Below are 18,591 nucleotides of genomic sequence, written 5' to 3'. Positions count from 1 at the left end.
ATGGACAAACTGCGGGCGAAGTTTGTTTCACTACGCGACCTGCTGGCGACGGCCTGGCCTATTGTCCTGATTACGAGCATTGGTTTCGTTGTCGCCTATCAGTTCGTCGAGCCGGCACCGCCAAGACACATGACGATTTCGACTGGCGGCGAGACGGGCGCCTACCACGCTTACGCCAAGCGTTACGCCCAACTTCTCGCGGCCAGCGGCGTCACGCTTGAGGTCAGGACTTCGGCCGGTTCGCTGCAGAATCTGGAACGTCTTAAAAAGGGTGAGGCCGACATCGCTTTCATTCAGGGCGGCGTTCAGGAGTCACGTAACAGTGACGATGAAAGCGAGCTTCTCTCGCTGGGCAGTGTGTCCTATGAACCGGTATGGGTTTTCTATCGCAGCGATACCCGGATTGACAAACTACATCAACTGAGCGGCCAGCGCATCGCCGTCGGTGAAGAGGGCAGCGGTATCCGGGGGCTTGCGTTGCAAATGCTGGAGGCCAACGAGATTGCCGCAAACAGCAGGAATCTGTTGCCAGTGGCCGGGCTTAATGCGGCCGAAGCCCTGCAACAGGGGCAAATCGACGCCGCCTTCATTGTCGCCGCACAGGAAGCGCCTGTCGTTCAGGTTCTGCTGCGATCGCCGGGCGTGCGGGTGATGAGTTTCAGTCAGGCCGATGCCTATGTACGGCGTTTCCCCTTCCTGTCAAAAATCGTTTTGCCGCGCGGCGTTGTTGACTTGGTGCGCGATACTCCGCCAAGAGATACCATCCTCCTGGCGACGACTGCCAACGTGATTGTCCGCGACAGCCTGCATCCGGCCCTCGTTAGTCTCCTGTTGCAGGCAATGAGCGAAGTGAATGGCAAGAGCGGGTTTTTTCAGCGTGCTGGCGAATTTCCGGCCTACAAGGATCACAGCTTCGAGCTGTCCGACGAAGCGAAACGTTACTACAAGTCCGGGCCGTCCTTCCTACAGCGCTACCTGCCCTTCTGGATCGCCGTGCTCGTCGAGCGACTGTTCGTCTTGATCTTGCCGGTCATCATTTTGCTGCTGCCCCTGCTCAAGGTCGCTCCATCAATTTATAACTGGCGGGTGCGCTCCAAGATATTCCGGTGCTATGGTGATCTGAAGTTCCTCGAGAGCGAGTTGCGCCAAAGCTATGATCCATCACGCCATGCAGAGTATTTGGTCAGGCTCGATCGTATCGAGGAAGACGCTTATTCACGCAACATTCCACGGTCTTTTAGCGACTTGTTCTATACCCTGCGTGAGCACATCAACCTCGTTCGCGCCGAGCTTCTCCAGCTTGCAAGCCGTCATGAGGCCAGCATATGAAATCCTTTCTTATCGCCAATCCCAAGGGCGGCTCAGGGAAATCGACTCTGGCCACCAACCTGGCCGGCTATTTCGCCCGTTGTGGTCATCAGGTCATGCTCGGGGATACCGACCGCCAGCAATCGGCGCGTGACTGGTTGCAGATTCGCCCGAACATCCTGCCGACGATCCGCAGTTGGGACGTTGAACATGGCCTGCCGGCAAAGCCGCCCAAGGAGACCACTCATGTTGTGCTGGACAGTGCGGCGGGGCTGCACGGCAAGGCGCTCGAACGGATGCTCGGCAAGATCAGTCGGGTCATTGTTCCGCTACAGCCTTCGCTCTTCGACATTCTCGCGACACGCCATTTTCTTGAAACCCTGCTCGCAGAAAAAGCCGTGCGCAAGGAGCGCGTTTTCGTTGCCGTGGTCGGCATGCGTATCGATGCACGAACGCGAGCCGCCGGTGAACTGGAGCGTTTTCTGGCTTCCTACGAGTTGCCCGTTCTCACCTCCCTGAGAGATACGCAACTCTACGTGCAACTGGCCGCCAACGGCATGACCCTCTTTGATCTTTCAGCGTTGCGCGCCGAGAAAGACAGGGTGCAGTGGCAGCCGATCATTGACTGGGTTGATGGTTAGGCCTGATAGCGACAGGGTAAATTTGTTCTACCGCCAGGTACGGGCACCATCAACGCCAAGGTGACCCACGTTTCGAACGATGCGGTGAATGACGAAAAGCGACGACTGATTTTTCCGGCGCGGGTGAGTCTGGAAAGGTCGACGATCCAGGTGGAGAACAAGACCGTCAATCTGTCACCGGGAATGGCGGTCACCGTAAAAGTCAAGACTGCCCAGCGCCGGGTGATCGAGTATTTCCTGAGCCCCTTGCTTCAGTATAAGGATGAGAGTTTGCGGGAGCGATAGCCAGACAGAGGCGATTATTATTGTGACTTCAGCACGTCAATAAGTTCGGAAAGCCGTCGCCGCAAGTCATCCGCCGGCTGGCCTTGCGCTTCGGCCAGCCGAATCTGGCGCATCGTTTCAGCGATCTGGGCCTGCGTGGCGCGCTGGTTTACCGGCGTGATGGTGATCGACGCGGATTTGGTGGTCGGTTTTGCAGTGGCTGACGAGCTGACGGCTTTGCCATCGACCATCACCTGCGCCCGCTCGGCACCCGGTCGTTTGCGACTGGCTGTGATCACGAGGGTCTTCGGTTGATAGGGCAAAGGCATCGTGCTGCGACGTGTGTTCTTCAACGCCATCGCATTGCGCCTGAAGGCGTTGATCGCGACCATCAACTGCTGCTGCAATTCCTCAATCGGCCGCCCTTCGACTTCGGCCTCGCGAATCTTGCTCAGCAACTCCTCGATTTCACTCGGCGCCGATGCCGAGCGGCTGGTCACGCCGAAACTCTCCTTCGGCACCTTGACCGCAATGGCAAACTCTTCGGGCGACGAAATCATTTTGCCGACCCGGTAATGGTCGTAACGCATGGCCATCGTCAGTGCGTTGTCACCCCAGTCGTTCTGCGATTTGCGGTCAGCGCCCGACTCAAGCAAGACCCTGGTTAGCTCCTCGCGGCCTTCGCGCGCGGCCAGCATGAGCGGGGTCGAACCGTTGGGCGAAGGCGCATTGACTTCAGCCCCCAGCTCGATCAGTTGCTTGGCCAGGGCCTGGTGTCCATTGAATACGGCATAGTGCAGTGCGCCCCATTGCTTTCCTTCGCGGTTAAGCGCAGCGCCGTGATTGAGCAGCCACTTGACCGCGTCCAGGTGGCCGTTCCAGGCGGCCAGTTGCAAGGGCTGTTCGCCGTTGCGGTTGGCGCGCCGAGGATTGGCGCCGTGCTCGATAAACAGCGCCATCATTTCAATGTTGCCGTTCCAGGCGGCAATCATCAGCCCGGAGCCGATCTGGTTGTTCTGGAACTCGGGATCAAGCCCCTCATCGAGCCAGGCCTTGACCTTTTTGACATCGCCGCGCTCAACCGTCCAGCCAAAGGCGACCGGATCGGGCAACGCCGCCCAGGCCGCGCCTGCCGAAACTGCCAACAGGCAAAGCACTAATATAAAGGCTCCGCCGCTTCTGCTAATCACCCGCATTGAAATGATCCTCCACCTTCTTCACAACAAGCGATGCCCCGCCGCGTTTTGTTGCACAATACTGCGCTAATGTCATTGCGTCTGATTCCCGCCCTTGCGCTTTCGCTTGCCCTGCATAGTGGGCTATTTCTTCCGGATCTCGTCAAGCGCCTGTCTGCCGCCCCGCCCCGCCCGGCGCTGCAGGCTTCGTTGCGCCTACCGGCCAAGCCCGATGCCGATCCTTTGCTCAAGAATACAATCGATGGCGAAGAAACGCCGCCAGCGTTGGTGCCTGTGCCTCCAGTCACCACGCAAGGCAAGCCAAAGGCTGTTGCCAAACGCGAGGAGCAGGCCGCGCAGAGAAAGCTTTCACAGCACCTATTTTACCCGCCCGAGGCTATTGCTCGCGGCCTCGAAGGTGAAGTACGTCTTATTCTCAGGCTGGCTGCCGATGGCTCGGTTGATGGCGTTAGCATTGCCGCCAGCAGTGGTTATCCGGTTCTTGACAACGCCGCCATCAAGGCCGCCTACGCGATGGGCAAACTGACCGGCGCCATCTCGCGCGAACTGATCCTGCCGGTCATCTTTCGCCTGCAATAACAGTTGGTGGATGCGCTTTGCGTAGACATCGCGCAGGGAAACGCCTTACGGAAAAAGCCGATTAAGGTAATATTCACAAGGCTGTCTCACATGCAGCACCAGCCATCACAAAATTAATTTGGAGGGTCACTCATGCGCATTTCTACCCGTCTTGGCCTCATCGTGGCTTGTTCCGTATTGGGCGCACTGATTCTAGTGCTCGTCGCCTTGCAGACGATCCGGTCGTCAATGCTTGAAGACCGTAAGGCCCAAATCAAGTTGGTAACCACACTGGCTGGCCGGGTAGCCGGAGTCTATCTTGCCCAAGAGAAGGCTGGCACGCTGACCCGGGCAGAAGCCCAAGAGAAGGCCAAGCAGGCCATTTCAGGTTTGCGGGAGGGCGATGACTATGTTTTTGTCCGTAATATGGAAGGCATGTTTTTACTTCACCCTGACCCGCGCCGGGAAGGAAAGGTCGATGTGGGGAGCAAGGGTGCGGATGGGCGCACCGTGTTGCAGGTTTATCTCGATGCCATAAAGACTACAAATCTGGCACTCGTCGAAATCAAGACAAAACGGCCTAGTGGCAGTGTTGAAGTACCCAAGATCAACGGCCTTTTCAAGATCCCGGAGTGGGGATGGATTATTGGCTTCGGTCAATTTTCCGATGATATTGACCAAGCCTACTGGAACGAAGCCCTGCGCTTTGTGTTTATTGGCTTTGTCATTATGTTGATCGTCATCACGATCGCGCTGAGCATGTCACGCGCAATCAAGCATTCCTTGTCTTCCATTCTGCATACCGTTTCGCACATTGAAGCTGATCTGGACTTTACCGTTCGCGCCCCACTCATTGGCAAAAACGAAATTACCGAAGTATCCATTGCACTGAATCGATTGCTGGATAAGCTCCGCAGTAGTCTGAACGCCATTGAAAGCAACGCTGCAAAAGTCGCCGAGTCTTCTGCTCAGTTCGCTTTGGCGTCGAATAAAGTCGCCGTCGCCTCGTCACTGCAGAGCGATTCTGCGTCCAGTATGGCCGCCAGCGTTGAGGAGATGTCCGTCAGCATTCACCATGCAAGCGATCGCTCTGACGAAGCCCATTCGCTCACGGTCCAATCGGGTCAGCATGCTTTGGCTGGAGAACGAGTGATTAGCCAGACGGTAGAGGACATCAACAGGATCGCGGATTCGGTCAATCAGGCGTCTTCACGCATTCGGGAACTGGAAGACAATGTCGTGGGCGTTTCATCGATTTTGTCGGTAATCAAGGAAGTTGCCGACCAAACCAATTTGCTGGCCTTGAATGCAGCGATTGAGGCTGCACGGGCAGGCGAACAGGGGCGCGGATTCGCCGTGGTCGCGGACGAAGTCCGCAAATTGGCCGAGCGGACAGCAAAGTCTACTACTGAAATCGCGACGATAATCGACGCAATCCGGGGCGTCTCGCAACAAGCGGCTGAAAGCATGACACAAGCAGTCGTTCAGGTTGATACCGGTGTGCGCCGGGCCAGCGATGCCAGTGAGTCGATCAGGAATATCAGCAAAGAGAGCCAGCAAGCGGTAGCTATGGTAGAAGAAATCACTTCGGCGATCAGGGAGCAGAGCCAGGCGAGCAATGCTATCGCCGGCAGTGTTGAGCGTATCGCTCAGATGGCGGAAGAGAACAGCTCCGCAGCGAAAAACAGTTCCGAGTCAGCATGCTATTTGGATGGCCTGGCGCGCGAAATGCACACTATCGTCTCGGCATACCGGCTCGGGTAGACGCGGTAATCAAACGATCATTGATATGTATGGGTAAATTGGATACCCTGAGGGCGGTGGCTCACGAGCGCTGCGCCTTTCCTTTCCATATATTCTTCCTAACGTTAACCTGTCGAGGTGTGCTATGTCCGAAGTTTCCGATTTGACCAACAACAGCAAAGAAAGATTTGTCTCCGATATGAAAATGGTTGTTTCCGACGCAGAAGAAATACTCCGTGCGACCGCAGGCGTGGCCGGTGAGAAGATGGCTGATCTGCGCGACCGTATCGGCGAGCACCTGCGCGATGCCAAGATGCGTATTGCCGACGCCGAAGCAGCATTGGTTGACAGGACCAAGGCAGCGGCGCGCGCGACCGATGACTACGTCAATGATAATCCATGGCAAGCTGTCGGCATCGCTGCGGGAATCGGCCTGCTGCTTGGAATTATCATTGGTCGCCGTTAAGCAACGATCTGCGAGATGAGCGACGGCAGAGTGAATAGCGGCCTGTTCACGGCCCTGCAAAACATCGCTGCAACACTCCTGGCTAGCGGCAGGACGCGGCTTGAACTCCTCGGTAACGAAGTCGAGGTGGGGAAGCTGCGCGCAATTCAACTCATGCTCATGGCGCAAGGGATGGTGTTCTGCTTTGGCGTTGGCATACTGCTTGCCGTCGCCTTGCTCACGGCGCTGTTCTGGGACAACCGGCTGCTCGTCCTGGGCGCATCTGCCGGACTTTTTCTGCTTCTCGGGGGCGTTTTTTACACCCAGTTCAAGCGCGCCACACACCATCCGGAGCACGTCTTTGCCGCCAGCATTGCCGAACTTCAGGAGGATCTTCGACAGTTAAAGGCGGCCGCTGGCCATGAATCAGCGACTAAATGAACTGCACTTGAAGCGTGGACGCTTGCTTGAACGCATCGACACACAACGCGCTGCTTTGGGCCAAGAGCTACGGCCCGTGCGCTCTGCGCTGGACACGGTGGATCGTCTGCTGGCGCGCGTTCTTGCAGGTGTCGACTACTTGAAAACTCACCCCAGCATTGCCGCGCTGGCAATTGTTGCCTTGCTCATCATGAAGCCCCGCCGAGCGTATCGCTGGTCCACGCGCGCTTTCTCCGCGTGGCAAATTTGGCGAATCCTGCGCGACAAATTGGCGATGTCTGGTTTATGAACCCGCTCGTGAGCGACGCGGGAAAAACGCAAGAGGGTGCCATTTCGCGCTTGAAAGCGTCGCAGAAACGGCAAGCCAGGGAGTTTGTTGCCGATATTGTTCGTATGCGTAATCTAATGCCCTTGCTGATGAAGAATCGCAACGGCGGCAGGTGGACAAGCGAGGAAAAATCCGAACTGCTCGCTCAGATGCGTATCATTTCGCGCGTTTCACCGTATCTTTTGTTTCTGTTGCTTCCCGGGTCCGTGCTGCTGCTACCGGTTTACGCCTGGTGGCTGGATCGTCGGCGCAAGCCGCGCAGTACCCCTCCTTGTAAGAACAAATAATCATCGATGTCACAATTCCATCGTATCGGCAAAAGCCAGCGCCTGCATCTGAGCTCGGTTGAACTGGTCCGCCGACAGGCCGAGCATTGACGCCTGGTCGGCAACTGCTTTTCCGTCATCGCCTTCGCTAGCTTTGGCCAGTTCGAGGAAGGGGCCATAAACCCCACCGTGGCCGAGCAGGGCGTCGACGATCGATGCGGGAAGGCTCATCGATTCGAGCACTTTATCCATACTCACGCCGAGCAGGGCATCAAGCATCGAGAAGGCGCCGGTGATGAACAAGTTATCGTATTCCTGTGGCTCGACCAAACCCGTGGCCAGCACTTCCATCAGCCGGGCACGCGCCAGTGCGGTGTGCATCAGCGCTGGCGCCATCGGGTCTTTGCTCGCCGTGGCTAGTAACAGCGATAGCCATTTGTTGAGCTTGTCGTAGCCGAGAATAGTCACCGCATGCCGGAAAGACTGAACTTCGCAGGAAAGTCCGAAACCGGCTGAATTGATGTAGCGCAACAATTTGTAGGAGAGCGCCACATCCTGCTTGAGTGCGACTTCGATTTCCTTGACATCGGCATTCCTGCGCACCAGGTTGAGGACGCGAACGATTTGCGCCTGCCCCGGATTGAGCGCCTTGGCTGGGGCCTTGGTCGGATGCATAAAAAACCAACTGGCGGCGGCACTCACTCCAGCGTCCAGGCAGGCCTGGAACTCCGGGCCGTCGTTGACGTTAAGCGCCACCGAAATGCCGAAGGGTTGGGTCTGCGTCGCCAGACTTTTCAGTTGCATCGGCGTATAGCGCTGTGCATCCAAGGCGATGAAACGGAAGGGAACACCACTTGCCAGCGCCGCCTGCGTCTGGCTTTCGAAGAGCAGGCAAAGCGAGACTGGCGTAGCCTGCAGGACAGCGATGAACGGGCCGGCATCTGGCCCAACCAGTGACGCCGAGTGGGCTTCAATCGTCGCATTGGCCGGCGCTTGCCACTCGAACAAGGTTTCATCACAAGGCGTCTGACCACAATTGATGAAGACCAGTTTTTCGCCCTGTGGCCAGAACTCGGTAAGCGCGCCGAGAGCCGCCGCCGCGTCCTTCGTCGTCGCCCCGGGTTCGAGGTGAAGAGTCAGGCGGGTGGCGATGATTTTGCTTTGGCGATTGACTAATGGCTGTCGGGAGATATAAACGTCGGGCATGGCGATTAACCTGCGGTAGGGGATTGATGGTCGTTAGCCAGTTCAAAGGAATCAGCAAAAAATTCAGTTTCCGGCAGCTGGCATTGTCCAACAAAATCGCGTCGGGCGGCAGCTACCATCGCCGGCGAACCGCAAACATAAGCCTGGTGACCCGAAAGGTCAGGATAATCGTGCATGGCCGCCGCATGGACAAAGCCGCTTCGTCCTTGCCAATGATCGCTTTCGGGAGCCTCCGACAGGACCGGAACGAAACGAATGCCGGAATGCGCTGCCGCCCACTGTTCGGCCAGCGGCAACAGGTAGAGATCGGCGCGCCCGCGCCCGCCCCAATAGATGGCCATCGGCCGTGTCGACTGCTCGGCAATGGCGTGTTCGACAATCGCCTTGATCGGTGCGAAACCGGTGCCGCCAGCCACCAACAGCATCGGCTTGGTTGAGTCCTCGCGCAGAAAGAAACTGCCGTGCGGCCCGTTGAAACGCAGAATGTCACGCTCTTGCATGGTCGAGAACAGGCGGTCGGTAAACTGCCCGCCGGGCATGTGCCGGATATGCAGTTGCAGGCAGGAATCGTCATGCGGCGCATTGGCCAGCGAAAATGCTCGGCGCCGGCCTTCTTTCAGCAGAATTTCGATGTATTGCCCGGCGAAAAACTGCAGCCGCTCACTGGCTGGTAACTTGAGCTCCACCAGCATTACATCGGGCGCTACACGCGTCAGTTTCTGGACCCGCGCCGGCAGTGTCTTCACCGGCAAGGCTTGCGCAGACAGCAGTTCTCGGCCTTCGATTGAGAGGTCGCTGTGCGCTCTGGCGCAGCAGAGAAGTGCGAAGCCGGCGCTGCGCTCGGCATTGCTCAGGGCCTTGATCTGTGCCTGGCCGAGATCCACCTGGCCGCTTAGCACCCTGCCGCGACAGGCGCCACAGGCCCCATCGCGACAGCCGTAGGGTAGCACCACCCCCTGCCGCAAGGCAGCATCGAGGATGATCTCGTCGGCCTCGGCCTGAAAAACATGCTGGCTCGGCAAAATCGTGATCTGAAACGCCATTAAATCTCCCTGCAAGCGCGAACTTTATAAAGACAAGCTTTGGTGTTTCGCTCTTCATCGTTGACTAACAACTAATCCGGTAAAATTGCGCGGTGCAAAAACTTTTGATCGTCGGCTGCGGTGATGTGGCCCGCCGCACTTTGCCTCGCCTGCTCGGTCATTACAGGGTCTTCGCCCTGCTGCGTGATCCGGCGCAGTTCGCTTTCTGGCGCGATCACGGCGCCAGCCCGCTGCTGGCCGACCTGGATCGTGCGTCAAGTTTGAAACGCATCGCCGGACTGGCCGACATCGTGCTGCATTTTGCCCCACCATCCGAGCGCGGCACGGTGGATACGCGCACGCGTAAATTGCTGGCGGCGCTGACACGAGGAAAAAGTCTACCACAGCGACTGATCTACATCAGTACCAGCGGCGTTTATGGCGACTGTGCTGGCGCACGCATCGACGAAACACGTCCACCGCGCCCGAATACTGCCCGTGCCGTGCGCCGCGTCGACGCCGAAAACCAGTTGCGGCGCTTTGGCTGTCGCCATGGAGTTTGCGTTTCCATCCTGCGTGCGCCCGGCATCTACGCTGCTGAGCGCTTGCCGATCGAGCGCCTGCGCCAGGGCGTCAAGGCGCTGCGTAGCGAGGACGATGTATTCACCAATCACATCCACGCCGACGATCTGGCCATGCTGACCTGCGCTGCCCTGCGCTATGGGCGCGCTAACCGCTGCTACAACGCGAGCGACGACTCGGCAATGAAAATGGGCGCGTATTTTGACCTCGTCGCTGACCGCTTCAGCCTGCCACGCGCGCCGCGCATTGGGCGCAGCGCGGCACAGCAGGAGATGTCGCCAATACAATTGTCGTTCATGAGCGAATCGCGCCGGCTTGACAACCGGCGAATCAAAAAGGAACTTCGGGCACAATTGCGTTACCCGCAGGTCGCGGATGGCGTCAATGCCGCCTGGCTGGAAAGGAAGCAATAATGGATTACCTGATCGTCAAAGCCTTGCATCTGGTGATGGTCGTCAGTTGGTTCGCCGGGCTCTTCTACCTGCCGCGCATCTTCGTCAACCTGGCGATGGTGCCGGCGGATAGCAGCGCCGAGCGCGACCGCTTGCTGCTCATGGCCAGCAAACTTTATCGGTTCATGACCCCGATCGGTTATCTGGCGATCGCCCTCGGCCTCTGGCTGTGGTTCGGCTTTGGCATCAGCGGCGGCTGGCTGCACGCCAAGACAACCTTGGTCGCCGGTTTGCTGGCCTATAATTTCTACTGTCGCAAGCTGCTGAACGATTTCCAGGCCGGGCGCAAGCAACGCAGCCATGTCTGGTTCCGCTGGTTCAACGAAATCCCGGTAATCGTGCTGCTTGTCGTGACCTTGCTGGTCATTCTCAAACCCTTCTAGGAATTCCCCTTGGAAAAGTTTTTTGCCAGTTGCCCGCGCGGCCTTGAAGCCCTGCTTGCCGAGGACCTCGTAGCCGCTGGCGTCAGCGAACTACAAGTCATTCCCGGCGGCGTGCATTTTGTTGCTAAGTGGCCAGCATGTTACGCCGCCAATCTGCATTCGCGCATCGCTACGCGCATTCTGTGGCGCGTCGCCCATGGCCGCTACGCCAAGGAAGACGACATCTACCGCCTGGCGCTGGATACGCCCTGGCCCCTGTGGTTTACCGCCGAGCAGACGATCCGCGTCGATGTGACGGCGGTCAAGAGCACGCTCAGAAGCCTCGAATTCATCACCCTGCGCATCAAGGACGCGATTTGCGACCGCTTCCGCGCTGATGCCAGCAAGCGTCCGAATGTGGACACGCGCGAACCGGATGTGCGTGTGCACGGCTTCATCACCGTCGACGAATGCACGCTGTACGTCGACACCTCGGGTGCCCCGCTCTACCAGCGCGGCCTGCGCCAGAAGACCGTCGAAGCGCCGCTTAAGGAGAATGTGGCGGCTGGCATCCTGCGTCTATCGGGCTGGCAGCCGGGAACCCCGCTGCTTGACCCGATGTGCGGCAGCGGCACCTTTCTGGTCGAAGCGGCACAAATGGCGCTCAATATTGCGCCGGGTGCAGGACGCAGCTTTGGCTTCCAGCGCCTGAAAGCTTTCCAGCTCGACCTCTGGAAAAATTTGCTCGAACGCGCCATGGATGACGAAAAGCCAGCTGCCGACGCGCATATCTACGGCAGCGATTTGTCGCCCGTCGCCGTGCGCGCCGCGTTGGCTAACCTTGACCGCGCCGGCCTGCTGCCTGCCGTCACGCTGAGTACTGGCGATCTCCTTGAAATCAGAGCTCCTACCGAACAAGGCGTGATGGTTGCCAACCCGCCCTACGGTGAACGCCTGTCGGAACTTGATGAACTGGCGGCCTTCTACCCTCTGCTCGGCAGCGCCCTCAAACGCAATTTCGCCGGCTGGAACTGTTATCTGTTGAGCGCCGACCTACGCCTGCCCAAGCTGATGCGCCTGACACCGAGCAAGAAGACGCCGCTCTACAACGGCGCCATCGAATGTCGTTTGTTCGAATTCAAGATGGTCGCCGGCAGCAATCGGCGCTGATTTTGCAACGGTTCGACCGTCGCAGGCGTACACTGCTCGTCTGTCGAAAATGAAAGCCTGCTGCCATGCCCCGCCCAACGCTAAAACTGCCCGCCAAACCCGTCACTGACGACGCGAGATCGCCTTATCGCAAGCCGCTGCGCGGCGGTTCCAAGGCGTTGAAACAATCGTTTGCGCACAGTGCCGCCAAGACTGAGCGTCACGCCGTCGAGTCGCGCAAGCCAGCGCCAGCACTGCCCCCAGTTCATGGCGTCCTGTCCGTCAAGGTCCATCCCAAACGTGGCGTGGCGCGCAGCACCGGTGCGCGCGCCCTGCCACCGGCACGCATTCATAGCGACTACAGTGCACCGCGCGCGGAGCCAGTGCCGCAGGCTAGCGCGCCGCCAGCGCCGCACCGTCCGCTCAATGAGCCACCACGACTGGCCAAGCGCGTCAGCGAAATGGCGTTTTGCTCGCGTCGACAGGCCGACGAGTGGATTGAAAACGGCTGGATTCGTGTCGATGGTGTGGTGGTCACTACGCTGGGCGCCCGGGTACACCCCAATGCCCGCATCGAGATCAAGGAAGAGGCCAGCAAGCATCAGAGTGAGAGCGTGACTATCCTGCTCAACAAACCGCTCGCGGCGGATCGCGGTCCGGGCGAAGGCGGCAGCGAAGCCCTGATGCAACTGATCCGCCCGGAAAATCGCTGGGTCGAGGACCTTAGCCGGTGCACTTTCAAGGCGACCCATTTGCGCGGTCTGGCGCAGGCCGGGAAACTCGATGCCGAGTCGACCGGGATGCTGGTATTTACCCAGGAAGGCAGTGTCGCCCGGCGCATCACCGGCGACGATACGAGGCTGGAGAAGGAGTATATGGTGCGGGTGGAAGGCGAACTTAGCCCGGAGGGTATGAAGCTGCTCAACCACGGCCTTGAACTTGACGAAGTCAAACTCAAGCGTGCGCAGGTCTCCTGGCAAAACGAGCAGCAACTGCGATTTGTCGTGCACGAAAGCAGGCAAGGACAGATTCAACGCATGTGCGAACTGGTCGGCCTGCGGGTGACCAGTATCAAACGCATTCGCATCGGCAGCGTAGCGCTCGGCAAACTTCCCTCAGGTCAGTGGCGCTACCTGCGTGAAGACGAACGCTTTTAGACAGGCCGTGCATCTCTTGTTTTCAATCGGACTATTTGCCGGCCAGCAGCGTTTTCAGGTCGCTGACGATGGCCTCAACTGAGGTAACGTCCTTTACGTAAAGACGGATTCGTCCGGATGGATCAAAGACGTAGGCGCCGGCCGAGTGGTCGATTGCGTAAGTCATAACGTCACTGCCCTTGCTGCGGGCGAAGAAAACCTTGAACTCCTTGGCCGCCGCCTCGGTTGCCGCCATATCCCCATAGAGGCCAATGAACGATGGATAAAACCACGGCACGTAGTCGGCCAGTTTTTGCGCCGTATCGCGTTCCGGATCGAGCGTGACGAACAGCACCTGTACCCGTTCATCATCATTCCCAAGCAGCTTCATGACCTCGGCAAAGCGCGCCAGCGTCGTTGGGCAGATGTCCGGGCAGAAGGTATAGCCAAAGAAGAGAACGACGACCTTGCCCTGAAAGTCGGCGAGCGTTCTCGGTTTGCCATGATGATCCTTGAAGCCCGCCAGCGCACGTCCGAACTGTGCGCCAGTGATGTCGGTGCTGCGAAATGGCGTCGGCTCTCGCTCAGAGCAGCCGGTCAGGGACAGGCAAAGTATTAGAATTAAGACCCGCAGCATACTTAACTTTCGACAAGGATAATTTGAACATCACTGAACTTTTATTGACAATAGGGTCTAAGTGTTACCCAAAACGTAATTAATATAGGGCGGGAGAAGATAATTTGAGCATGCCAAAATACACCGGCCGACGCCTTGGTCAGCCTTTTAGTGCCATTCGTTCCTTGTGCGCCATATTTTTCGGGTTGATTCCCGCGCTGGCCTGGGCCGATTTCGCCGTCAATCTTCCGCAGCCAGCGTCCGGCCTGGCGCAGGATATTTTTGATCTGCACAGCCTGATTCTCTGGATCTGCCTGGCAATTCTGATTGTCGTTTTCGTTCCGATGCTTATCGCCCTGATACGGCACCGTAAGTCTGTCGGCCACCAGGCGGCAAAATTCCACGACAACCTAGGCGTCGAAATTGCGTGGACAATTGTTCCGGTGCTGATTCTGATCGGCATGGCTTGGCCAGCGACCCGGTTGGTCGCCTCGATGAAGGACACCAGCAAGTCGGACTTGACCATCAAGGTCACCGGCCATCAGTGGAAATGGGAATACGAGTATCTTGGCGAAGATATCCGTTTCATGAGCAATTCCTCGACACCCAAAGTGCAGATCGACGGCGAGCAGTCCAAGGGGGAACACTACCTGCTTGAAGTTGATCGGCCACTGGTGGTTCCCGCTGGACAGAAGGTTCGTCTGGTGCTGACCGCCAGTGACGTCATTCACGCCTGGTGGGTTCCCGCTTTCGGCGTCAAGCAGGACGCCATCCCTGGCTTTATTCGCGACGCCTGGTTCAAGGTCGACCAGGTGGGGACTTACCGTGGTCAGTGCGCTGAACTGTGCGGCGTTGGTCACGGCTTCATGCCGGTCGTTGTGGATGTTGTGAGCCCGGAGCAATTCGCCACCTGGAAGCAGGAACAGAAAACCCTGGTCGCTGCGGCTGCGGCAAACGTCGGGAAAACTTACGAAATGGCCGAGTTGAAAGCCCTTGGCGAAAAGGTTTACGCCGCCAATTGCGTGGCCTGCCACCAGCCTACCGGCATGGGAGTCCCTGGCGCCTTTCCGGCGCTCAACGGATCAGCGATCGTCTCTGGCGAGAAAGCCGGACATATTGACATCGTCCTTAACGGCAAAGCGGCGACGGCGATGGCCGCTTTTGGCAAGCAACTGTCCGATCTTGATCTCGCCGCAGTCATTACCTACGAACGCAATAGCTGGAACAACACCACGGGTGACCTCGTGCAGCCAGCCGACATCGCCGCACGGCGCCGTTAACCGGGAGTCTCTAAATGAACACAAGCACTGTCAGCAATGCTGCTGCCGTCCATGATCATGCGCATGATCACGCCCCGACCGGCGTCATGCGCTGGCTGACCAGCACCAACCACAAGGATATCGGTACGCTCTATCTGTGGTTTTCCCTGTTCATGTTTTTCTTCGCCGGTGCACTAGCCATGCTGATTCGTGCCGAACTGTTCCAGCCCGGTTTGCAACTATTTCAGCCCACTGTTTTTAACCAACTGACGACAATGCACGGCCTGATCATGATATTCGGCGCCATCATGCCGTCACTGGTCGGCTTCGCCAACTGGCAGGTGCCACTGATGATCGGCGCCCCGGACATGGCCTTTCCGCGCCTCAACAACTGGAGTTTCTGGCTGCTTCCGGCGGCAGGGGTGCTGCTCATCTCGACTTTTTTCGTTCCTGGCGGCGCGATTGCCGGCGGCTGGACAATGTATCCTCCGCTCTTTATGCAGGGAGGCATTGCCTATGACATGTCCATTCTTGCGGTGCACATCCTGGGCGTCTCGTCGATCATGGGGGCGATCAACATCATCGTTACCATACTCAATATGCGCGCTCCGGGAATGACGCTGATGAAGATGCCGATGTTCGTGTGGACCTGGCTGATCACCGCTTTCCTGCTGGTTGCCGTGATGCCAGTACTGGCCTGCGCGATCACCATGCTGCTCACCGACCGCAATTTCGGCACCCATTTCTTTGACGCCAGCGGCGGCGGTGACCCGGTCATGTTCCAGCACGTGTTCTGGTTCTTTGGCCACCCCGAGGTGTACATCATGATCCTGCCGGCCTTTGGCATTGTCTCGACGATCATCCCGACTTTTGCGCGCAAGCCACTGTTTGGCTATGTCTCGATGGTCTATGCGGTAGCTTCGATCGCCTTCCTGTCCTTCATCGTCTGGGCGCACCACATGTTTACCACCGGCATGCCGCTCGGTGGTCAGTTGTTCTTCATGTACACCACCATGCTCATCGCGATCCCCACCGGGATCAAGGTTTTCAACTGGGTCGCGACGCTCTGGCGCGGCTCGATCAGCTTCGAAACACCAATGCTGTTTTCGCTGGCCTTCGTTTTCTTGTTCACCATTGGTGGCTTCAGCGGGCTGGTGCTGGCGCTGGTTCCAGTCGATATCCAGTTGCAGGATACCTACTACGTGGTTGCCCACTTCCACTACGTGCTGTTCTCCGGTTCGGCAATGGCCATCATGGGCGGTGTGTATTATTGGCTACCGAAATGGACTGGCCACATGTACGACGAAAAACTTGGCAAAGTGCATTTCTGGCTGACTGCCATCGCCTTCAACATTACCTTTTTCCCGATGCACTTTCTCGGACTAGCCGGCATGCCGCGCCGCATTCCTGACTATGCGTTGCAGTTCGCCGAATTTAACATGATCGCCAGTCTGGGCGGTTTCCTGCTCGGCGCCAGTCAGTTGCTCTTTCTTTACGTCGTGATCAAGTGCGTGCGTGGTGGCATTGCAGCCGGCAACCAGCCCTGGGATGGCGCCGACACACTGGAATGGACGCAGACCTCGCCGCCGCCGTACCACTCGTTCGTCACCCCACCGCTCGTGAAGTAGGTTAAGGGAGAGCCGCCATGCAAGCACATAACAACGCCTATTACGTTCCGCCGCCTTCGATCTGGCCGATTGTCGGCTCGGTCGCTCTGCTCACGCTGGCCGTCGGATTCGCTCTGGTACTCAACAAGGTGGCCGTCGGCAGCCTAGTCATGGCCCTTGGTGCCGGGATTTTGCTGATCATGTTATTCGGCTGGTTTGGCGCCGTCATCAAGGAAAGTCTGGCCGGCAAGTATGCCCGTCAGGTTGATACCTCCTTCCGCTGGGGGATGGTGTGGTTCATTTTTTCCGAGGTAATGTTCTTCGCCGGCTTCTTTGGCGCGCTCTTCTATGCCCGCAACCTTGCGCTGCCTGGGCTTGCCGACGCACAGTCGTTGTGGCCAGGCTTTTCCGCGGCATGGCCAACGACCGGCCCTGGTTTGAAGACCGTCATCACCCCGGTCAATGCCTGGGGCATTCCGGCGCTCAACACTCTGATCCTGCTTTCTTCCGGTGCGACCTTGACCTGGGCGCACTGGGGGTTGCAGAAGGACCGGCAGCGTCAACTCAAGCTTGGCCTGGCACTGACCATCGCGCTTGGTATCCTGTTCATTGGTCTGCAGATTCATGAATACGGCGAAGCCGCGTTCACCATCCGCGACGGCATCTACGGCGCCACGTTTTACATGCTGACCGGTTTCCACGGTTTCCACGTGATGATGGGTTCTGTCATGCTGATCGTCATTTTGTTGCGTTCCCTGGCCGGTCATTTCACGCCCGGGCGGCATTTTGCCTTCGAGGCGGTTGCCTGGTACTGGCATTTCGTGGACGTGATCTGGCTGTTGCTGTTCATTTTTGTTTATTGCCTCTAGCAGCCTGTCGTTATCAGCGAACGGAGATTCTGACTTGACCTTGCACAACAGTTATCTGATCCTTCTGAGCGCCCTTTTTGCGGTGGTGTTTGCGATCATGATTTATTCGCTGGTCAGACACCAGAAGACCGCTGGCGAGTCGGCGGCACAGTTTTTCGGGCCAAGCGGAAGCGTGCAATGGCTATGGGCAGTAATTCCCATTGCCATTCTTGTTGGCATCGATTTCGCGTTGATCGAGACGCCGGCAGATCGGAGCTCAATGGCCCAACTGGCGATTGCGCAGAACCTGCCATCGGCTGCCGGGGTAACTGCTGTCACCACTGAACAGCTCAGTGCGCAAGTGTCCGTCAGCAGGCTGAAGGTCTTAAATGATGGCAACTGACCTCGTGCAAGCGGCACACCGCCGTGCCGCCAATCGCCGCTTGGGATGGTCTATCGCTGTGGTGGCGCTGGCCATTTTTCTCCTTTCGATGTTTCTGAGAAGCTGAAGCGATGGCTGTTTCCGTCGCTAGCCCCCTGCCGGTCTCCAGCCATCGCAAGTTGCTCATCAAGCTGCTGGCCGTCGTCGCACTCGCCTTCGCCTTTGGTTTTGCCCTGGTGCCGCTGTACGATGTGTTTTGCTTGGCTACCGGCCTCAATGGCAAAACGGCTGGCGCCAAAGCCGCCAGTGTTGGCATTGGTGGTCTTAGCCAGCCAGTCACGGCGACCGCCAGTCGCATTGATGCCAACCGCATCATCACCGTTGAATTCACCGGCACCGTCATGCCCGGTCTGCCATGGGAAATGGAAGCGCTGACGACTAGCCTTGACCTGCACCCGGGCGAACTGCATCAGGCCAGGTTCCGCGTGCACAATCTTTCAGAGAAACCGATCGTCGGCCAGGCTGTACCCAGCGTTTCTCCGGGACTGGCCGCCCAGCATTTTGAAAAACTCGATTGCTTCTGCTTTGCGCAACAGCCCTTGGCACCAGGCGAAACGAAGGAATTGCCGCTGACCTTCGTGGTCAAGCCAGAGATTGACAGCGATATCCGAACGATTACCCTGGCCTATGCATTTTTCATTGTCGCTGACAGCACGTCGACGGCCAAGGCGCCGGCGGCTTGGCGATGGTTTTGACTCTTGGCCGTCAGTGCGCGTGCTT

General features: G+C 58.0%; 22 protein-coding genes. 18 read left to right on the top strand and 4 right to left on the bottom strand.

Translation table 11 applies throughout. The annotated features are described in order from the left end of the window. From Q1J43_RS13595 to Q1J43_RS13585, 3 genes are read left to right on the top strand one after another with little or no spacing between them, the layout of a single operon-like run. Entirely contained in the window at nt 1–1,329 is a 1,329-nt protein-coding gene (locus Q1J43_RS13595; protein WP_301103043.1) for a TAXI family TRAP transporter solute-binding subunit, read from the top strand. After that, nucleotides 1,326–1,949 (top strand): ParA family protein, encoded by a 624-nt coding sequence (locus tag Q1J43_RS13590; RefSeq protein WP_301103042.1) that lies wholly within the window; start codon nt 1,326–1,328, stop codon nt 1,947–1,949. Before Q1J43_RS13595 ends, Q1J43_RS13590 begins: the two co-directional genes overlap by 4 nt. 60 nt (nt 1,950–2,009) lie before the next feature. After that, complete coding sequence (locus Q1J43_RS13585; protein ID WP_301103041.1) at nt 2,010–2,234, top strand: hypothetical protein; 225 nt, start codon at nt 2,010–2,012, stop codon at nt 2,232–2,234. 17 nt (nt 2,235–2,251) lie between these two features. On the opposite strand, the gene Q1J43_RS13580 is transcribed toward Q1J43_RS13585, so the two are convergent. Next, complete coding sequence (locus Q1J43_RS13580; protein WP_301103040.1) at nt 2,252–3,370, bottom strand: ankyrin repeat domain-containing protein; 1,119 nt, start codon at nt 3,368–3,370, stop codon at nt 2,252–2,254. A 72-nt stretch (nt 3,371–3,442) separates the two neighbouring features. Here Q1J43_RS13580 and Q1J43_RS13575 point away from each other — a divergent pair, with 72 nt between their 5' ends. From Q1J43_RS13575 to Q1J43_RS13550, 6 genes are all read left to right on the top strand, one after another. Beyond that, nucleotides 3,443–3,988, top strand: a complete 546-nt coding sequence (locus Q1J43_RS13575; protein WP_301103039.1) for an energy transducer TonB — start codon at nt 3,443–3,445, stop codon at nt 3,986–3,988. A 132-nt stretch (nt 3,989–4,120) separates the two neighbouring features. After that, a complete protein-coding gene (locus Q1J43_RS13570) occupies nt 4,121–5,731 on the top strand; it encodes a methyl-accepting chemotaxis protein (protein WP_301103038.1) in 1,611 nt (536 codons plus the stop codon). Nucleotides 5,732–5,855: 124 nt separating this feature from the next. Further along, entirely contained in the window at nt 5,856–6,176 is a 321-nt protein-coding gene (locus tag Q1J43_RS13565) for a DUF883 family protein (protein WP_301103037.1), read from the top strand. Between the two features lie 15 nt (nt 6,177–6,191). Next, the gene (locus tag Q1J43_RS13560) at nt 6,192–6,596 is read left to right on the top strand and encodes a phage holin family protein (protein ID WP_301103036.1); all 405 of its coding nucleotides are present in this window, start codon (nt 6,192–6,194) and stop codon (nt 6,594–6,596) included. A 22-nt stretch (nt 6,597–6,618) separates the two neighbouring features. Beyond that, nucleotides 6,619–6,885: a YqjK-like family protein gene (locus Q1J43_RS13555; protein WP_301103035.1), complete on the top strand. Its 267-nt coding sequence runs from the start codon at nt 6,619–6,621 to the stop codon at nt 6,883–6,885. Further along, on the top strand, nt 6,882–7,211 hold the full coding sequence (locus Q1J43_RS13550) for a hypothetical protein (protein ID WP_301103034.1): 330 nt from the start codon (nt 6,882–6,884) through the stop codon (nt 7,209–7,211). The genes Q1J43_RS13555 and Q1J43_RS13550 overlap by 4 nt, the downstream gene beginning before the upstream one ends. A gap of 9 nt (nt 7,212–7,220) precedes the next feature. Here Q1J43_RS13550 and Q1J43_RS13545 read toward each other — a convergent pair whose 3' ends face one another. After that, nucleotides 7,221–8,396 carry an HDOD domain-containing protein gene (locus tag Q1J43_RS13545; RefSeq protein ID WP_301103033.1) on the bottom strand — a complete coding sequence of 392 codons (1,176 nt, stop codon included), beginning with the start codon at nt 8,394–8,396 and terminating at the stop codon, nt 7,221–7,223. 5 nt (nt 8,397–8,401) lie between these two features. After that, nucleotides 8,402–9,439 carry a CDP-6-deoxy-delta-3,4-glucoseen reductase gene (locus Q1J43_RS13540; RefSeq protein ID WP_301103032.1) on the bottom strand — a complete coding sequence of 346 codons (1,038 nt, stop codon included), beginning with the start codon at nt 9,437–9,439 and terminating at the stop codon, nt 8,402–8,404. A gap of 92 nt (nt 9,440–9,531) precedes the next feature. Here Q1J43_RS13540 and Q1J43_RS13535 point away from each other — a divergent pair, with 92 nt between their 5' ends. The 4 genes from Q1J43_RS13535 to Q1J43_RS13520 all read left to right on the top strand — a co-directional run bounded on the left by Q1J43_RS13535 (nt 9,532) and on the right by Q1J43_RS13520 (nt 13,120). Next, nucleotides 9,532–10,413 carry an SDR family oxidoreductase gene (locus Q1J43_RS13535; RefSeq protein WP_301103031.1) on the top strand — a complete coding sequence of 294 codons (882 nt, stop codon included), beginning with the start codon at nt 9,532–9,534 and terminating at the stop codon, nt 10,411–10,413. Then, nucleotides 10,413–10,835: a CopD family protein gene (locus Q1J43_RS13530; RefSeq protein WP_301103030.1), complete on the top strand. Its 423-nt coding sequence runs from the start codon at nt 10,413–10,415 to the stop codon at nt 10,833–10,835. The genes Q1J43_RS13535 and Q1J43_RS13530 overlap by 1 nt, the downstream gene beginning before the upstream one ends. 9 nt (nt 10,836–10,844) lie before the next feature. Further along, nucleotides 10,845–11,984, top strand: a complete 1,140-nt coding sequence (locus Q1J43_RS13525; protein WP_301103029.1) for a THUMP domain-containing protein — start codon at nt 10,845–10,847, stop codon at nt 11,982–11,984. Between the two features lie 65 nt (nt 11,985–12,049). Beyond that, the gene (locus Q1J43_RS13520; protein ID WP_301103028.1) at nt 12,050–13,120 is read left to right on the top strand and encodes a S4 domain-containing protein; all 1,071 of its coding nucleotides are present in this window, start codon (nt 12,050–12,052) and stop codon (nt 13,118–13,120) included. Between the two features lie 31 nt (nt 13,121–13,151). Here Q1J43_RS13520 and Q1J43_RS13515 read toward each other — a convergent pair whose 3' ends face one another. Continuing rightward, nucleotides 13,152–13,736 (bottom strand): SCO family protein, encoded by a 585-nt coding sequence (locus Q1J43_RS13515; protein ID WP_301103027.1) that lies wholly within the window; start codon nt 13,734–13,736, stop codon nt 13,152–13,154. Between the two features lie 110 nt (nt 13,737–13,846). Here Q1J43_RS13515 and coxB point away from each other — a divergent pair, with 110 nt between their 5' ends. The 5 genes from coxB to Q1J43_RS13490 all read left to right on the top strand — a co-directional run bounded on the left by coxB (nt 13,847) and on the right by Q1J43_RS13490 (nt 18,566). After that, a complete protein-coding gene (coxB, locus tag Q1J43_RS13510) occupies nt 13,847–14,995 on the top strand; it encodes a cytochrome c oxidase subunit II (RefSeq protein ID WP_301103026.1) in 1,149 nt (382 codons plus the stop codon). 14 nt (nt 14,996–15,009) lie between these two features. Then, on the top strand, nt 15,010–16,602 hold the full coding sequence (gene ctaD / locus Q1J43_RS13505; RefSeq protein ID WP_301103025.1) for a cytochrome c oxidase subunit I: 1,593 nt from the start codon (nt 15,010–15,012) through the stop codon (nt 16,600–16,602). A 17-nt stretch (nt 16,603–16,619) separates the two neighbouring features. Beyond that, on the top strand, nt 16,620–17,450 hold the full coding sequence (locus Q1J43_RS13500; RefSeq protein ID WP_301103024.1) for a cytochrome c oxidase subunit 3: 831 nt from the start codon (nt 16,620–16,622) through the stop codon (nt 17,448–17,450). 34 nt (nt 17,451–17,484) lie between these two features. Next, entirely contained in the window at nt 17,485–17,832 is a 348-nt protein-coding gene (locus Q1J43_RS13495; RefSeq protein WP_301103023.1) for a cytochrome c oxidase subunit II transmembrane domain-containing protein, read from the top strand. A gap of 110 nt (nt 17,833–17,942) precedes the next feature. Next, nucleotides 17,943–18,566: a cytochrome c oxidase assembly protein gene (locus Q1J43_RS13490; RefSeq protein WP_301103022.1), complete on the top strand. Its 624-nt coding sequence runs from the start codon at nt 17,943–17,945 to the stop codon at nt 18,564–18,566. The last annotated feature ends 25 nt before the right edge of the window (nt 18,567–18,591 follow it).

This window comes from Propionivibrio sp. (assembly GCF_029255185.1).
GTDB lineage: Bacteria > Pseudomonadota > Gammaproteobacteria > Burkholderiales > Rhodocyclaceae > Propionivibrio.
This window is presented reverse-complemented; position numbering and strand designations above follow the sequence as displayed.

Bases quoted from the DNA above. Each gene is read 5' to 3' on its own strand.
- Q1J43_RS13595 (WP_301103043.1), top strand. From the start codon at position 1: ATGGACAAACTGCGGGCGAAGTTTGTTTCACTACGCGACCTGCTGGCG.
- Q1J43_RS13590 (WP_301103042.1), top strand. From the start codon at position 1,326: ATGAAATCCTTTCTTATCGCCAATCCCAAGGGCGGCTCAGGGAAATCG.
- Q1J43_RS13575 (WP_301103039.1), top strand. From the start codon at position 3,443: ATGCCCCGCCGCGTTTTGTTGCACAATACTGCGCTAATGTCATTGCGT.
- Q1J43_RS13570 (WP_301103038.1), top strand. From the start codon at position 4,121: ATGCGCATTTCTACCCGTCTTGGCCTCATCGTGGCTTGTTCCGTATTG.
- Q1J43_RS13565 (WP_301103037.1), top strand. From the start codon at position 5,856: ATGTCCGAAGTTTCCGATTTGACCAACAACAGCAAAGAAAGATTTGTC.
- Q1J43_RS13560 (WP_301103036.1), top strand. From the start codon at position 6,192: ATGAGCGACGGCAGAGTGAATAGCGGCCTGTTCACGGCCCTGCAAAAC.
- Q1J43_RS13550 (WP_301103034.1), top strand. From the start codon at position 6,882: ATGAACCCGCTCGTGAGCGACGCGGGAAAAACGCAAGAGGGTGCCATT.
- Q1J43_RS13545 (WP_301103033.1), bottom strand. From the start codon at position 8,396: ATGCCCGACGTTTATATCTCCCGACAGCCATTAGTCAATCGCCAAAGC.
- Q1J43_RS13540 (WP_301103032.1), bottom strand. From the start codon at position 9,439: ATGGCGTTTCAGATCACGATTTTGCCGAGCCAGCATGTTTTTCAGGCC.
- Q1J43_RS13530 (WP_301103030.1), top strand. From the start codon at position 10,413: ATGGATTACCTGATCGTCAAAGCCTTGCATCTGGTGATGGTCGTCAGT.
- Q1J43_RS13520 (WP_301103028.1), top strand. From the start codon at position 12,050: ATGCCCCGCCCAACGCTAAAACTGCCCGCCAAACCCGTCACTGACGAC.
- Q1J43_RS13515 (WP_301103027.1), bottom strand. From the start codon at position 13,736: ATGCTGCGGGTCTTAATTCTAATACTTTGCCTGTCCCTGACCGGCTGC.
- coxB (WP_301103026.1), top strand. From the start codon at position 13,847: ATGCCAAAATACACCGGCCGACGCCTTGGTCAGCCTTTTAGTGCCATT.
- ctaD (WP_301103025.1), top strand. From the start codon at position 15,010: ATGAACACAAGCACTGTCAGCAATGCTGCTGCCGTCCATGATCATGCG.
- Q1J43_RS13500 (WP_301103024.1), top strand. From the start codon at position 16,620: ATGCAAGCACATAACAACGCCTATTACGTTCCGCCGCCTTCGATCTGG.
- Q1J43_RS13490 (WP_301103022.1), top strand. From the start codon at position 17,943: ATGGCTGTTTCCGTCGCTAGCCCCCTGCCGGTCTCCAGCCATCGCAAG.